The 13,815-nt window shown below is 52.7% G+C and carries 15 protein-coding genes and 2 tRNA genes; 12 read left to right on the top strand and 5 right to left on the bottom strand.

The window, feature by feature from the left end; all coding sequences use genetic code 11:
- Positions 1 to 77 precede the first annotated feature (77 nt).
- The gene (locus ACQ0MK_RS01515) at positions 78 to 2,039 is read left to right on the top strand and encodes a response regulator (RefSeq protein WP_430474532.1); all 1,962 of its coding nucleotides are present in this window, start codon (positions 78 to 80) and stop codon (positions 2,037 to 2,039) included.
- Positions 2,040 to 2,164: 125 nt separating this feature from the next.
- On the opposite strand, the gene ACQ0MK_RS01520 is transcribed toward ACQ0MK_RS01515, so the two are convergent.
- Entirely contained in the window at positions 2,165 to 2,818 is a 654-nt protein-coding gene (locus ACQ0MK_RS01520; RefSeq protein WP_350047653.1) for a response regulator transcription factor, read from the bottom strand.
- 286 nt (positions 2,819 to 3,104) lie between these two features.
- Positions 3,105 to 3,848 (bottom strand): putative metalloprotease CJM1_0395 family protein, encoded by a 744-nt coding sequence (locus ACQ0MK_RS01525; protein ID WP_430474533.1) that lies wholly within the window; start codon positions 3,846 to 3,848, stop codon positions 3,105 to 3,107.
- Between the two features lie 209 nt (positions 3,849 to 4,057).
- Here ACQ0MK_RS01525 and ACQ0MK_RS01530 point away from each other — a divergent pair, with 209 nt between their 5' ends.
- Both ACQ0MK_RS01530 and ACQ0MK_RS01535 read left to right on the top strand, forming a co-directional pair.
- A complete protein-coding gene (locus ACQ0MK_RS01530; RefSeq protein ID WP_430474534.1) occupies positions 4,058 to 5,089 on the top strand; it encodes an NAD-dependent epimerase in 1,032 nt (343 codons plus the stop codon).
- A gap of 6 nt (positions 5,090 to 5,095) precedes the next feature.
- Positions 5,096 to 6,379 (top strand): oligosaccharide flippase family protein, encoded by a 1,284-nt coding sequence (locus tag ACQ0MK_RS01535; RefSeq protein WP_430474535.1) that lies wholly within the window; start codon positions 5,096 to 5,098, stop codon positions 6,377 to 6,379.
- A gap of 95 nt (positions 6,380 to 6,474) precedes the next feature.
- On the opposite strand, the gene ACQ0MK_RS01540 is transcribed toward ACQ0MK_RS01535, so the two are convergent.
- Positions 6,475 to 6,549, bottom strand: a tRNA-Thr gene (locus tag ACQ0MK_RS01540).
- 27 nt (positions 6,550 to 6,576) lie between these two features.
- Positions 6,577 to 6,651 (bottom strand) — tRNA-Thr (locus tag ACQ0MK_RS01545).
- Between the two features lie 189 nt (positions 6,652 to 6,840).
- Between ACQ0MK_RS01545 and ACQ0MK_RS01550 the strand changes: the two genes are divergently transcribed.
- The 7 genes from ACQ0MK_RS01550 to ACQ0MK_RS01580 all read left to right on the top strand — a co-directional run bounded on the left by ACQ0MK_RS01550 (position 6,841) and on the right by ACQ0MK_RS01580 (position 12,099).
- A complete protein-coding gene (locus ACQ0MK_RS01550; RefSeq protein ID WP_350160144.1) occupies positions 6,841 to 7,002 on the top strand; it encodes a hypothetical protein in 162 nt (53 codons plus the stop codon).
- Positions 7,003 to 7,191: 189 nt separating this feature from the next.
- The gene (dcd, locus tag ACQ0MK_RS01555; protein WP_350041890.1) at positions 7,192 to 7,746 is read left to right on the top strand and encodes a dCTP deaminase; all 555 of its coding nucleotides are present in this window, start codon (positions 7,192 to 7,194) and stop codon (positions 7,744 to 7,746) included.
- Positions 7,747 to 7,827: 81 nt separating this feature from the next.
- Positions 7,828 to 9,120: a UDP-N-acetylglucosamine 1-carboxyvinyltransferase gene (gene murA, locus ACQ0MK_RS01560; protein ID WP_430474536.1), complete on the top strand. Its 1,293-nt coding sequence runs from the start codon at positions 7,828 to 7,830 to the stop codon at positions 9,118 to 9,120.
- A 61-nt stretch (positions 9,121 to 9,181) separates the two neighbouring features.
- Positions 9,182 to 9,841 carry an ATP phosphoribosyltransferase gene (gene hisG / locus ACQ0MK_RS01565; protein WP_350047641.1) on the top strand — a complete coding sequence of 220 codons (660 nt, stop codon included), beginning with the start codon at positions 9,182 to 9,184 and terminating at the stop codon, positions 9,839 to 9,841.
- Positions 9,831 to 11,126 (top strand): histidinol dehydrogenase, encoded by a 1,296-nt coding sequence (hisD, locus tag ACQ0MK_RS01570; protein WP_430474537.1) that lies wholly within the window; start codon positions 9,831 to 9,833, stop codon positions 11,124 to 11,126. The genes hisG and hisD overlap by 11 nt, the downstream gene beginning before the upstream one ends.
- A 43-nt stretch (positions 11,127 to 11,169) precedes the next feature.
- Entirely contained in the window at positions 11,170 to 11,646 is a 477-nt protein-coding gene (locus ACQ0MK_RS01575) for a UPF0262 family protein (protein ID WP_350041886.1), read from the top strand.
- A 6-nt stretch (positions 11,647 to 11,652) separates the two neighbouring features.
- Positions 11,653 to 12,099 carry an arsenate reductase ArsC gene (locus ACQ0MK_RS01580; protein ID WP_430474538.1) on the top strand — a complete coding sequence of 149 codons (447 nt, stop codon included), beginning with the start codon at positions 11,653 to 11,655 and terminating at the stop codon, positions 12,097 to 12,099.
- 11 nt (positions 12,100 to 12,110) lie between these two features.
- Here the strand turns inward: ACQ0MK_RS01580 and ACQ0MK_RS01585 are convergent, their stop codons facing one another.
- Positions 12,111 to 12,602: an N-acetyltransferase family protein gene (locus ACQ0MK_RS01585; protein ID WP_430474539.1), complete on the bottom strand. Its 492-nt coding sequence runs from the start codon at positions 12,600 to 12,602 to the stop codon at positions 12,111 to 12,113.
- A 265-nt stretch (positions 12,603 to 12,867) separates the two neighbouring features.
- Between ACQ0MK_RS01585 and infA the strand changes: the two genes are divergently transcribed.
- Together infA and ACQ0MK_RS01595 are read left to right on the top strand one after the other, a co-directional pair.
- The gene (gene infA / locus ACQ0MK_RS01590) at positions 12,868 to 13,086 is read left to right on the top strand and encodes a translation initiation factor IF-1 (RefSeq protein ID WP_007092059.1); all 219 of its coding nucleotides are present in this window, start codon (positions 12,868 to 12,870) and stop codon (positions 13,084 to 13,086) included.
- Positions 13,087 to 13,232: 146 nt separating this feature from the next.
- Positions 13,233 to 13,814: a Maf family protein gene (locus tag ACQ0MK_RS01595; RefSeq protein WP_350047635.1), complete on the top strand. Its 582-nt coding sequence runs from the start codon at positions 13,233 to 13,235 to the stop codon at positions 13,812 to 13,814.
- Position 13,815 lies beyond the last annotated feature (1 nt).

A 13,815-nucleotide genomic window follows, 5' to 3' on the forward strand; every position in this document is an offset into this window, starting at 1 on the left:
ACTATGCAGAATCAACGGGTTTCCAAATCAGATCGTTTGATTGGAAACCCGTTACTCTGACGATTGGAAAAATCACGATGGCCGAACAACGGTTTCGAATTCTTCTTGTTGAAGATAATCCGGGAGATGCGTTTCTGGTTCGAACGCTCCTTGAAGAAACTGGCGAGCCGTTTGATATCGAACATCGACCCGACCTTGCCTCGGCAATGGCGGTATTAAACGGGGACGGTCCGGACGCCCAGTTTGACGTTGTGCTGTTGGATTTGACCTTGCCTGACTCATCTGGCGTTACGACGATCAGTAAGGTGCGCAGCTGTGCCAATATCGCGCCTGTCGTTGTCCTGACCGGGCACAAGGATGAAGAACTTGCCTTTGATGCGCTTCAGCATGGTGCGGAAGACTACCTGACCAAGGAATTCCCCGATGGCCGGACTATTCGCCGGTCCATCCGTTATGCGATTGAACGCTCGCGTGCGGAACGTGCGCTTAAGGAAAGCGAAGAACGTTACCGTAAGTTGGTTGAACTGGCACCGGAACTGATTTCGATCCTGAGTGGGGATGAAATTGTTTATATCAACCAGCAGGGGCTTTCGATCCTTGGCGCCGAAGACAGTGCTGCGTTGGTTGGGCGTTCTTTTATGGAGATGGTCCATCCATCAAGCCGCGAAACGCTTGATGAATATATTGTGCGGTATCGGAAGGGATATGGTGGACGTGCTGATTTCACCATTATTTGTCAGCGCCCGGACGGGGAAAATGTCGAGTTGGAAGTATCGGCGATTGCTTTTACCCACGAAGGCACGCCAGCGATGTTGATGCTGGCCGAAGATGTTACCGAAAAACGTAAAATCGAACGCCAGCTTGTTCAAACCTCAAAACTGGCCACCCTTGGTGAAATGGCGGCATCGGTCGCACATGAAATGAACCAGCCGCTTAATGTGATCCGTATGGCGGCAGATACCTGTTCGCTGCAATACGATCTTGATGCCGTAAAACCGGCATTTCAACGCGAAAGACTGTCGTTGATCAGCAGTCAAACCCAACGCATGTCGGAAATCATCAAGCATCTACAGATTTATAGCCGCCCGGATGATGAGGATTTCACGCCATTTGATCCGATGAAGGCGGTCGAGCGATCGGTGGATATGATCGAACATGATTGTCGTTTGTCCGGGATATTGATTGATGTTGTTCCACCGGCACAGCCATGTTTGGTGAATGGTCGTCAGGTTCAGCTTGAACAGGTTCTTGTGAACATGTTGACCAATGCCCGTGATGCGATCAATGAAAACGGCGATGACGGTAATATCGGCGGCCTCATTCGCGTGAGCGCGATGGTCGATGAAGGCCTTAAATCCTTGAAACTTGCAGTTAATGACAATGGTGGTGGTGTGCCGGAAGCTGCCATCGACCTGTTGTTCCATCCATTTTTCACGACCAAGGATGTGGGCAAGGGAACTGGGCTTGGTCTTTCAGTCAGTTTTGGCATCGTGGAAGCGATGGGCGGAAAGATTGATGTCCGCAATGAAGGCGACGGGGCATGCTTTGAAGTCACACTGCCGATCACGTCTTTCGGACCGGGTGAGAAGACAGATATTCCCGACCTGATGCCCGACGAGGAAAGCACCCTGATTGCGCAATCAAACAATGATGCCCGACAGAATACCCGAGTTCTTGTTGTCGATGATGAAATTGATGCGATGGAAATCATATCAGGTTACCTCGAAGCGCAAGGCTATAGTGTATCGGCCGCAAGTGACGGGGAAGATGCCCTGGCACTTGCCGGCGTCGTTCAGCCTGATATCCTGATAACCGATATTCGCATGCCCCAGATGGATGGGAATTCTTTGGTCAAGGCATTGCGGGGGAGAAACCCGGCTTTGCCAGTCATTGTGATGACGGGCCATCCCGGTGACGCAGAGCGACCGGTTGATGATGATGAAAGTGCAGATGCTCCGGTTATGGTGCTGTCCAAGCCCCTTAACCTTAAGGAACTTCTGGCGATACTGGATGAGCTGTCAGAAGTCTGTGCGAGTTGAAGCAATAGCACGGGCCTGTGATCATCCTTAAGGCGACAGCGTTTAGCTAATTCCTGATACCAAAAAGCACAAAGCCCGGCAAAAGCCGGGCTTTGTGTCTTTAAGTGCAGTTTCGTTTTGGGGCGTTAGGCTTCCCAACCAAGCTGCATGGCAATTTTGACGGCTTGGGTACGGTTTGCTGCACCAAGCTTTTTGAAAATGCCGGTCAAATGGACCTTAACAGTGATCTCACGCACCGTGAGCTGTTTGGCGATTTCTTTGTTGGAAAGGCCTTTGGTCAAAAGGCCAAGTACTTCGCGTTCACGATTGGTCAGCTGACGAAGGGGATTGTCCGGTGCAAGGCCATCGAGATCAATCTCGCCCGGGCGCATGCGCGATCCGTCATCTTCAAGCAAAGCCGATGGAATGTATTTTTCGCCTGAGAGGATAAGGCGTAAAGCATTGATCAGCGATTTACCCGACAGTGTTTTGGGCAGATAGCCAGATGCACCATGTTCCAGCGCATTTAAAACGTCGCTGCGTTTGACCGATCCGGAAAGAATGACCACCGGGATTTCAGGATGTTTTTGACGCATGACGGTCAGACCAGACAAGCCGTTCATACCGGGCATATTCAAATCAAGGATCGTCAGTTCAACGACTGTTTCGCTATCGACAACTGCCAGTGCCTCTGCGAAATCTTTCGCCTGCGCGACTTCAACTTCCGGCGCTGCGAGTTTGAGGAAGGAAGTGATCCCGTCTCTGACGAGGTCATGGTCGTCTGCTAGCAGGATATTCATTTTTATGCCGTACCCGTTTTTGTCCGAAGCTCTGACATCTGATGATTGGCTCCGGAAACGCACCCCGTAGTCAAGACACGGTTTCGCGCGATTTTAGATTGTCAATTCAAGCGTCCCCCCCGGACGCGAGCGCAGCATTCAACAAAACCGGGGTCCTGTCAAACGGCAGGATAGTTTCTGAATGTTGCAACTATTCGATCGGATAGGTGATGTGGCCCGAGAGTAAATTTCTTCTCACTTATTGCATAGTATATAGGAGGCTAGTAAGCGTTTCGCGAGGGGGATCTCACACAGAGATCGAAATGCCTTGCCGCGCGTCGCTGCCAGAACGGGAATTTTCAATGATGGATTCTTGCTGAGTAGTTGGAGCGCCGTCACCCTTGTCTGTGGCGCGTAACAGGCTGGCTTTGCGGAAGGCTGCCATATCTGCACCTGATGGTACATTTGGCGCAAGTGCCGCATTCTGCAACGTTGCCAAAGCACGATCACGATCCGCTGCACTCCCCGAAAGCGATACGCTCACATCGACATGCCCGCCAATGGCATAGGCATTACCGTCCGGGCCAATCTGATAAGTGTATTGCGGTGCCGATCCATAAGGACCCGCAGCAGCGGCATGCGCTTGTTCTTCCTGTCGAACGGCAGAGTCACGTGCCTGAAGCTGCGATACAACGGCCTTTTCTGCCGGGTCAAGGTTCGCGGGGCTTGATGTGCCGCCTGCGCTGTTGTTGTCATCTTCGGTGGTTTCAACTGCTTGCCGATATTCGGCGCGACTGATGCCACCAGCAACGGCCTGTGCCTCGGTCAAAGTTCGTGGGTCAACAAGGCGTGTGCGTGCGCTATCGTTTTGTTCGCCCGCAATGGCATAAGGGGAGATCGTTTTGCCATCGGCTGTCTGGAGCTGAACTTCAACGGCTTCGTATTCGGCCAAAACGCGCCCATCAGCAGTTTGTGCGATTTCCCGAACATTCAGGATAACGCCCAATCCGCCGCTATTTGGGTTGGCGATGGTTTGACCAGCTGAAATCATTTATGCGTGTAATGTCCGACGTTTTTACAAGAAGTATCGACAAGCCCAAGGATAGCAGAAAAACACATATGAGTCTTGTCTTGGAATACCTTTGATATTGGGGCGGCTGATGGCTTGCGCAATGGGGAGCATACTGCTATCAGGAATGCCAAATTCAGGCGGTATAGTGATGATCGCTGCTTTCATTTCAATCAGGAATTTGAATACTCATGCTCGACTTCGTTATTCCCGCCAATGAAAAGGTGCTTGTCACCGGTGCTGCCGGTTTTATCGGATCGCACCTTTGCCTTAAATTATTGGAACAGGGATCGACGGTTATTGGGCTTGATAACGTCAATGACTATTACGACGTTAACCTGAAAGAAGCGCGTCTGGCGCGTTTAGAAGGCAAGGATGGGTTCAAGTTCATTCGTATGGATCTTGAGAACCGCGAAGGCATTGCCGATTTGTTCGCGACCGAAAAGCCAACCTATGTCGTCAATCTGGCGGCACAGGCAGGGGTGCGCTATTCGATTGAAAATCCGCATGCATATGTTGATGCGAACCTTGTTGGTTTTACCAACATCCTCGAAGGCTGCCGTCACAATGACGTAAAGCATTTGGTCTATGCATCAAGCAGCTCTGTCTATGGCATGAATACTGAAATGCCATTTTCGGTGCATCACAATGTAGATCATCCTATCAGCCTGTATGCAGCCTCGAAAAAGGCCAACGAATTGATGGCGCACACCTATAGCCATCTGTACCGTTTGCCGACTACAGGGCTTCGGTTCTTTACGGTGTACGGTCCTTGGGGACGCCCGGATATGGCGTTATTCCTGTTTACCAAGGCGATCCTTGAAGGCAAGCCGATCAATGTCTTTAACAAAGGCAAAATGCGGCGTGATTTCACCTATATCGATGACATCGTCGAAGGCGTCTATCGCTGTATCTCGACCGTTGCGGAACCGAATGCCAACTGGAATCCAGCCAAACCTGACCCCGCGACCAGTTCCGCCCCGTATCGGGTGTTCAATATCGGGAATAACAACCCGGTTGAACTGATGTATATGATCGAGACGATTGAAAAAGCCTTGGGTCAGACTGCGGAAAAGAACATGCTGCCAATGCAGGATGGTGACGTTCCGGCAACCTATGCCGATGTCGATGCGCTGACCGATGCTGTCGGGTTCACACCGGCAACGTCGATTGAAACCGGTATTGGCAATTTTGTTGAATGGTACCAGTCTTTTTACGGGTAAACGGATTTGAAATTTGCCGCGATCTTCGTGCTGTTCGCCAATGCGTTCTCGGCGGGCATGATGTTTCTGGCCAGCGTGTTTGTCTCACGCTATGGCGGTAAGGATCTTTTCGGCTTCTTTTCCGTGATACTCGGGTTGATTATCTCAGCCGCACCTATCGTCACGTTCGGGATGGACACCGCAATTGTCCGTTTCCTGCCCAAATATCGCGAAGAGGGGCAGCGCCAGATCGTGAGCGGGATGCAGCGATTTGTTTTGCTGTTTGCGGGGGTGTTATCGGTCGTTGGCGGTGCTGTTCTTGCGGCCATCCTCATCAGTTTCAGAAACTACAGTATCGAAATTGGTCTTGCGGCGGGTGTGTGTTTGCCTCTGGCGGTCGTCATGTCCGTGCTTCAAGGGGCCATTCGGGCTGATGCCAATGTGTCACGCGCTGTCGTCGGTGAGGCGGTGGTAAGGCCACTCGTATTCGGTATCTGCCTTCTAACGCTTTATTTCTGGATTCATGGTGATCTGTCACTTCTAACTGTTGTTGGCTCGTACGCGGTGGCACTCGCGGTGGCGATGCTTTCGACAGTCATTTTGGTGATGATGGGGCGGCACATCAACTGGTCTGGTCCCTTCCACCCAAAAATGAGCGACATTCGGCTGTGGTTGCAGTTGGGCCTCAATGTCCTGTTCTCTCAGCTTTCCATCGCACTTTTAAATCAGTCACCGGTCATTTTGGCGGGTGTCTTGCTGTCGGCATTTGATGCGGGTGAGCTTGGCGCGGTTATCCGTCTTTCCATGCTTGTTGCTTTTGCGTTAACGGCGGTGAATTCGGTTGTCTCACCATTTCTTGCCAAGGCGATGGCCAAAGAAGACAAGCACGAGCTGCAATCACTGGTTACGCGAGCAACAGGTTTCTCGTTGTTGGTGGCGGTTCCGGTTTGCGGGATGTTCTTTGTCTTTGCGCCAGTACTGCTTTCGCTGTTTGGCGATGATTATTCAGGGGCAGTGCCCTATTTGCGCATGATGCTGGTCGCATATGCTGTTCAAGCCGCATGTGGGCCTAGCGTCGCCTTGCTGAATATGACAGGCATTCATCGTGCCATGACCAAGATTGTCACTGTGTGGGCTGCTGTAACCATCACAGGGCTTGCGATTGGGATGTTGCAGGTTGGTATGATGGGCGGGGTAACCGTTGCAGCCCTGTCCGTTGCCGGTTACCCGATCATCTTGGCAATCCTGTGCCGAAAGTCTCTTGGTGTTGACCCGACAGTACTTTCGCTGCGGTTTTTGATTGTGCGTTAAATTCTGTTTTCAATCAAATGAACACGTAATGCAGCTATGACGCCCAAAAGGCGCTGGTTCATTGCAAGCAATATTGATTTAACGACGGGGGAAAATGGTGCTGCCGGAGAGAATTGAACTCTCGACCTCTCCCTTACCAAGGGAGTGCTCTACCCCTGAGCTACGGCAGCCCGATATTCGGGCCAACCGCAAGGTGATGGTGCTGCCGGAGAGAATTGAACTCTCGACCTCTCCCTTACCAAGGGAGTGCTCTACCCCTGAGCTACGGCAGCATATGCCCTTTGCGGTGCGGGCGGGTTATAGGCCACGGATCAGTAATTGGTCAAGTCAGAAATATGCGAAGTTTTTCGATTGATCGCACATCGGCGCTTTTTGCCCTGTTTTCGTCAAGATCGGCTGTAATTTTTCGCGTGCTGTTTTATAACAGCCCCTGCATTTGAACCACAAAGCCAAATCAGATTATGACAGCAAAGAAATCAGACGCCCGCCCGGCCGTGAATGAAGAACGCTTAAAGCGCGAAGCCGAAGCTCTGCGCGCCAATCTGGCCAAGCGCAAACAACAGCAACGTTCACGCAAGGATGCGCAATCCGATACTGCCCCGGATCGGACGTCGGACGAATAGGGCGGGTTTTCTAGGGTCGGTGGGCGATAAATTTCGTCTGAAGTTTAACTTCATTGGACCTGAGAATTTTACCTGTTCGTTTGAATAACCTCGTTTACGCATCGTTTGGTTGATCTCGGGGGCTTGGCACGGGTAAAACCGATGGTACGAGTTGGTGTCGGGACTTTTTCTTAAAACAGGGGTGGCAATATGTCAGTAAGACCGGATCACTGGATACGCCAGATGGCGCAGGAAAAGGCCATGATTGAGCCGTTTGTTGACGGTTTCAAGCGCGATGGCGTGATTTCCTATGGTGTCAGTTCTTATGGCTATGACGCCCGTGTTTCTGACGAGTTCAAGATTTTTACCAATGTCGACTCGGCCATTGTCGATCCCAAAGATTTTTCCGATGAAGGGTTCGTCAATCGCAAGACGGATTGTTGTGTGATCCCGCCCAACAGTTTTGCCCTGGCGCGCACGGTGGAATATTTCCGCATTCCGCGCGACACGCTGGTAATCTGCCTTGGCAAATCGACCTATGCCCGCTGTGGAATCATTGTCAATGTCACCCCGCTTGAACCCGAATGGGAAGGGCATGTGACACTGGAATTTTCGAACACGACACCGCTGCCGGCACGCATCTATGCCAATGAAGGGGCCTGCCAGTTTATTTTCCTGAAAGCCGAAAGCGAATGCGATACCTCCTATGCGGATCGTGCAGGGAAATATATGGGCCAAAAAGGTGTCACATTGCCGCGCCTGTGATAAAGGCATAGCAATAATTCAGGCTGCGATACGCCAAGATAAGGTTTTGCTGCGTGCCAAGCGCAGCACAAAGAGGATTGAATGGACAAGATCAAGATTTCCGGTGGTCGCCGGTTGCAGGGTAAAATTGCAATTGGCGGTGCCAAGAATGCGGCCCTTCCGCTGATGGCAGCAGCCCTGCTGACAGATGAAACGCTAACCCTTTCCAACTTGCCGCATCTGGCAGACATCACATCGATGGCGAACTTGCTGGCCCAACACGGTGTGGCGTTGCATCTGAACGGGCATGCCCCCAATGGTGGGCATACGGGTCGTGTTCTGGAAATGACCGCCAAGGAAATCACGTCCACAACTGCGCCCTATGATCTGGTTCGCAAAATGCGGGCATCGGTTCTGGTACTTGGTCCGATTGTCGCGCGGTGCGGTGTGGCCCGTGTGTCTCTGCCCGGTGGCTGTGCAATTGGCAACCGTCCGGTTGACCTGCATCTTAAGGCGTTAGAAGCCATGGGTGCTGAAATCCACCTGACCGAAGGCTATATCGAAGCCCGCGCACCAGAAGGCCTGAAAGGCGGACATATCCTGTTCCCGCAGGTTTCTGTCGGGGCGACCGAAAATGCCCTGATGGCGGCGTCCTTGGCTGACGGCGTTGTGACCATTGCCAATGCAGCACGCGAACCTGAAGTTTCCGATCTGGCGCATTGTCTGGTTGCGATGGGGGCCGAGATCGAAGGCATTGGGACTGATACGCTGAAAGTAACCGGTAAGCCACGATTGCATGGTGCGGAATATTCCGTCGTGCCAGATCGTATCGAAACCGGCACCTATGCAATTGCCGCGGCAATCACGGGTGGCGAGATTGAAATTACAGGTACGCGGATCGAGCTGATCGAAAGCCTTGTCGATGCGATGCGCAAAGCAGGTGTCGAGATTGAAGAAACGGAAGACGGCATGAAGGTGAGTGGTAATCGGGCGACGCTTAAGGGTGTTGACGTGATGACCGAACCTTATCCGGGGTTCCCGACCGATATGCAGGCGCAGTTCATGGCGCTTATGGCGGTCGCCAATGGGGCATCTATGATCACCGAAACGATTTTTGAAAACCGTTTCATGCATGTGCCGGAATTGAGCCGCATGGGTGCGGACGTCAATGTCCATGGCCGCTCAGCAATCGTGCGCGGCAGTGCGAAGCTTTCCGGTGCCGAAGTGATGGCAACGGATTTGCGCGCATCGGTTTCGATGGTGCTTGCGGGCTTGGCAGCCGAAGGCGAGACGGTTATTAACCGTGTCTACCACCTTGATCGCGGCTATGAGCGACTTGAAGAAAAACTTGGCGCCTGTGGGGCGCAGATCGAACGTGTCCGGGTTCCCGTCTAACGGTTACCGAGGGATCGAAACCCGATCCAGACGACAGACAAACGCGTAAGGCGACTGATTGATGAGTGACGAAAAGCTGGTGCTGGCCCTGCCAAAGGGGCGCATTCTTGACGAAGTAATGCCATTGGTCCGATCCGCAGGGATCGAACCGGAGGCGGCATTTGATGACCCGAAATCCCGTGCTCTTCGGTTCACCACCAATCATCCGCATATCGACATTATCCGTGTGCGCAGCTTTGACGTTGCAACCTTTGTTGCCTTTGGTGCTGCTCATATCGGTGTTTGTGGCAATGATGTCCTGATGGAGTTTGACTATCCGGATATTTACGCGCCGCTGGATCTTAACATTGGTCATTGCCGTATTGCGGTTGCTGAGCCCGATGAAATGGTTGATGGCGATGATCCGTCGCGGTGGTCGCATGTCCGCGTTGCAACCAAATACCCCAACATCACCCGGACCCATTTTGCCAAGCGTGGTGTGCAAGCCGAATGCATCAAGCTGAACGGGGCAATGGAACTGGCCCCGACGCTTGGTCTGTGCCGACGCATTGTCGATCTGGTCTCCACGGGCAATACGCTTAAGGCCAATGGCCTGCGCGAGATCGAGCATGTTGCGGATGTAACCTCGCGCCTGATTGTGAACCGTACGGCGCTGAAAACCCGTCCGACCGATGTTCAGCCATGGATCGACCGTTTTTCCGAGGTGCTCAATGCCGCTTAAACTTTCGATTACCGATGCCGGGTTTGAAGAAGAGTTTGTCAAACTTCTGGGCATGAAGCGGGAATCGGATGCCGATGTTGATGCAGCGGTTGCTGATATCATTGCCGACGTCCGGAAACGCGGCGATGTCGCCGTTTGCGAATATACCAATCGCTTTGATCGTCTGAATATCGATGCATCAGGCATGGCTGTGTCCAAGGCCGAAATCGACGCAGCAATGACACAGATCGAGCCCGAACTTTTAAAATCACTTGAACTGGCCGCAGAACGTATTGGTGCCTATCACGCCAAACAGATGCCGGCCGATGAACGCTATACCGATGCAACCGGTGTCGAGCTTGGCTGGCGCTGGCGTGCGGTTTCCGCAGCAGGGCTTTATGTGCCCGGCGGTTTGGCGTCTTATCCGTCATCTGTTCTGATGAATGCGATTCCGGCCAAGGTTGCCGGTGTTGATCGCCTTGTCATGGTTGTGCCGACCCCGGACAATAAAATGAACCCGCTGGTGCTGGCAGCAGCTCGTATCGCCGGTGTGGACGAGATTTACCGTATTGGTGGGGCGCAGGCCGTTGCCGCCCTTGCCTATGGCACGGAAACCATCAAGCCGGTTGATAAGATCGTCGGTCCGGGCAATGCCTTTGTCGCGGCTGCCAAGCGCCGCGTATTTGGGCAGGTCGGCATTGATATGATTGCCGGTCCGTCCGAAATCCTTGTGGTTGCCGATGGCAGCAATGACCCAGGCTGGGTCGCAGCAGATCTTCTGTCGCAGGCAGAACATGACCCGGTTGCCCAGTCGATCCTGATCACGGATGACGCCGATTTTGCAGATCGTGTTCAGGCCGCAATTGATAAGCATCTTGAAACCTTGCCGCGTGCGGAAATTGCCGGGGCAAGCTGGCGCGACTTTGGTGCAATTGTTTTGGTCGAAGATCTGTCGCAGGCTCCGGCCCTTGTGGATCGGATCGCCCCGGAACATCTTGAGCTGGCGGTTGATGACCCCGATGCATTGGCAGAAGAAATTCATCATGCCGGTGCGATCTTCCTGGGTCGTTACACGCCAGAGGCCATTGGTGATTATGTCGCCGGGCCGAACCACGTATTGCCAACGGCCCGTTCGGCACGGTTTTCTTCCGGTCTTGGGGTTCTGGACTTTATCAAGCGTTCATCGCTGATCAAGTGCACGCCCGAAAGCCTTGCCAAAATTGGGCCAGCTGCAATTGCGCTAGCAGAAAGTGAAGGTCTGCAAGCACATGGACTTTCAGTAGCGATCCGGTCAAACCAGATGTAAGCTGTTGCAGTGCAGCGCGTAACGGGACCGCAGGGAGAGAGCCATGGCACCAAATCAGTGTATCGCCGGTATCTATCTTGACGAAAAGTACAAGGTACGTCGCCGCCCCGAAGTCGAACATGAACAGGCGGTCGCAATTTATGACCTGCTTGAGGATAACCATTTCGAACCTGCTGGCGGGTTCGAAGGGCCTTATTCGGTTCACATGCGCATCGAAGAAAACCGCATCTATATGGATGTGCGTGGCGATGATGACAGCGAAAATCTGACAACCATTCCTGTGCCACTGTCGCCGTTCCGCCGGATTGTGAAAGACTATTTCATGATCTGCGAGAGCTACTATGACGCGATCAAGAAGGCCAGTGCATCTCAGATCGAAACCATCGATATGGCCCGTCGCGGGCTGCATAACGAAGGGTCCGAACAACTGCGCGAACTTCTGGCCGAGAAGGTGACGATTGACGAAAATACTGCGCGTCGCCTGTTTACGCTGATTTGTGTTCTTCACATTCGGGGTTAAGGCGCAGTGGCAGAAGAACTCCCCGGCTCAGTTCTTTTCGCCTGTAGTTACAATGCCGTTCGTTCCGTGATGGCAGCCACCTTGATGCGGCATTATCACGGGACACGTATTTATGTTGAAAGTTGCGGCGTTCGCACAGGCGAAGTGGATGGTTTTGCCGTCGCCGTGATGGACGAAATCGGGCTGGATATTTCGACCTATCGGTCCAAGACATTCGATCAACTTGAAGACGGGTTCTTTGATTTGATCATTACCATGTCACCGGAAGCCCAGCACCGTGCCGTGGAAATGACCCGCACGATGGCCTGTGATGTCGAATTCTGGAATACCTTTGATGCAACCATGATCGAAGGATCCCGCGAAACCCGCCTTGAAGCCTATCGTCAGGTCCGCGATCAGATCAAAAAACGCATTCTGGATCGTTTCCCGGTCGGACCCGCCCCCAAGGTTTGACGGGCAATCGGTTATTCGCCTGCAAGTGCGCTAAATGCCGGGCCATCAAGAACAAAAATCCGCTCATCATCAGCAGGACGCATGCCAAGCTTCTCATAAAAGCGTTGCCCGATCAGGTTGTTGGCATCGACCGAAAGCCGGATATAGGCTTTGCCGGTTTCTTGTGCGCGTTTTGCAACAAGTGCGACCAGTTTGCGGGCAAAGCCGCCCCCGCGATGCGATGGCGCGACATAAAGATCCTGAACATAAAGCCCGGCCTGACCGCGAAATGTTGAATAGCTTGGAAAATAAAGGCAAACCGCAATCGGCTTTTGGTCATCGGTTGCGATCATGGCTTCAAACAAAGGCTGATCGCCAAACCCGTCACGGGCGATATCGGCAGGCGTGCTTTTGAATTTGTCTTCCGAGCCCGTTGTCACGGCGATTTCAAACAGCATGGCGTGAATTGCTTGGGCATCGTCCCTGTGGGCAAGACGGATTTCAGGATGGTCATTCGGGCGCATGATGTTGATTTCCTTTGGGGTCGGGGCGCGACAAGGCTGTAAACAATAGGTCGATTATCGCGATGGGCAAAGGGGTAAGGGGGCATCATTGATGACGGTCTTTGTGGTTATTGGGTTCGTTGGTGGTTGAAATGGTGCTGTCATGTCTTTGTTGCAGTGCTGGGCCGCCGGGCCTTTGCGCGAAAGGACTTGACCTTTTGCGCGGTTCAGAGCAGTTTGCGCCCCACCGGTATTTTGATATTGCAATACGAAAGCTAGGAGTCACATGGCTAAAGAAGACGTTATCGAGTTTCAGGGCACTGTCGTTGAACTTCTGCCCAATGCGATGTTTCGCGTGAAGCTGGACAATGACCACGAAATCCTTGCTCATACTTCGGGCAAAATGCGTAAGAACCGTATTCGTGTTCTCGCAGGGGACCGTGTCAGCGTCGAAATGACCCCTTATGACCTGACCAAGGGTCGTATCACCTTCCGTTTCAAGTAATCTGAAACCTTCCACAGCGTAAATTGACCTTGTCTGGTGTGCGGTTTACCTTTGCGCCCAAGGAACGAAATCGCTGTTTAAAGTAGGCATGTGCGTTTTCCACATGCTTATCATGGTTAAAGATCCGACATCCGGGAGCTTGCGTTTTGTCGAAACTGATATTGGCATCTGCATCGCCGCGCCGTCTTGAGCTGCTTGCGCAGATCGGAATTGTGCCAGATCAGGTTGTTCCTGCGGATATCGACGAAACGCCCAAGGCTGACGAAAGTCCGCGTCGACTTGCGTTGCGCCTTGCAGAAGAAAAAGCCCGTGCCATTGCGAAAACCAATGGCGGGGCTTTTGTGCTTGCTGCGGATACTGTCGTTGCCTGTGGCAGCCGGGCAATCGGCAAGGCATCGGATGAAAAAGAAGCCCGTAAATTCCTGAGCCTGCTTTCAGGCCGCCGCCACCGTGTTTATGGTGGAATGTGTCTGATCGCGCCCGATGGCACGGAACGATCGCGTGTGATTGAAACGCAGGTTAAATTCCGCTCATTGGGTGCCGAAGACCTAAGTCGCTATTTATCCCACGATGAATGGCGCGGCAAAGCAGGGGCCTATGCTATTCAGGGCTATGGTGCTACCTTTGTGAAGGCCATTTCCGGTTCCTATTCCAATGTCGTCGGATTGTCGCTGTGCGAAGTTGATGGTCTTTTACGCGGTCTTGGATATCACCCCAAAGAGGTCTGAT

This window comes from Thalassospira lucentensis, assembly GCF_050516545.1.
Classification (GTDB): domain Bacteria; phylum Pseudomonadota; class Alphaproteobacteria; order Rhodospirillales; family Thalassospiraceae; genus Thalassospira; species Thalassospira lucentensis_C.

Bases quoted from the DNA above. Each gene is read 5' to 3' on its own strand.
- ACQ0MK_RS01520 (WP_350047653.1), bottom strand. From the start codon at position 2,818: ATGAATATCCTGCTAGCAGACGACCATGACCTCGTCAGAGACGGGATC.
- hisG (WP_350047641.1), top strand. From the start codon at position 9,182: ATGAGTGACGAAAAGCTGGTGCTGGCCCTGCCAAAGGGGCGCATTCTT.
- hisD (WP_430474537.1), top strand. From the start codon at position 9,831: ATGCCGCTTAAACTTTCGATTACCGATGCCGGGTTTGAAGAAGAGTTT.
- ACQ0MK_RS01525 (WP_430474533.1), bottom strand. From the start codon at position 3,848: ATGATTTCAGCTGGTCAAACCATCGCCAACCCAAATAGCGGCGGATTG.
- murA (WP_430474536.1), top strand. From the start codon at position 7,828: ATGGACAAGATCAAGATTTCCGGTGGTCGCCGGTTGCAGGGTAAAATT.
- ACQ0MK_RS01530 (WP_430474534.1), top strand. From the start codon at position 4,058: ATGCTCGACTTCGTTATTCCCGCCAATGAAAAGGTGCTTGTCACCGGT.
- infA (WP_007092059.1), top strand. From the start codon at position 12,868: ATGGCTAAAGAAGACGTTATCGAGTTTCAGGGCACTGTCGTTGAACTT.
- ACQ0MK_RS01575 (WP_350041886.1), top strand. From the start codon at position 11,170: ATGGCACCAAATCAGTGTATCGCCGGTATCTATCTTGACGAAAAGTAC.
- ACQ0MK_RS01585 (WP_430474539.1), bottom strand. From the start codon at position 12,602: ATGCGCCCGAATGACCATCCTGAAATCCGTCTTGCCCACAGGGACGAT.
- dcd (WP_350041890.1), top strand. From the start codon at position 7,192: ATGTCAGTAAGACCGGATCACTGGATACGCCAGATGGCGCAGGAAAAG.
- ACQ0MK_RS01550 (WP_350160144.1), top strand. From the start codon at position 6,841: ATGACAGCAAAGAAATCAGACGCCCGCCCGGCCGTGAATGAAGAACGC.
- ACQ0MK_RS01515 (WP_430474532.1), top strand. From the start codon at position 78: ATGGCCGAACAACGGTTTCGAATTCTTCTTGTTGAAGATAATCCGGGA.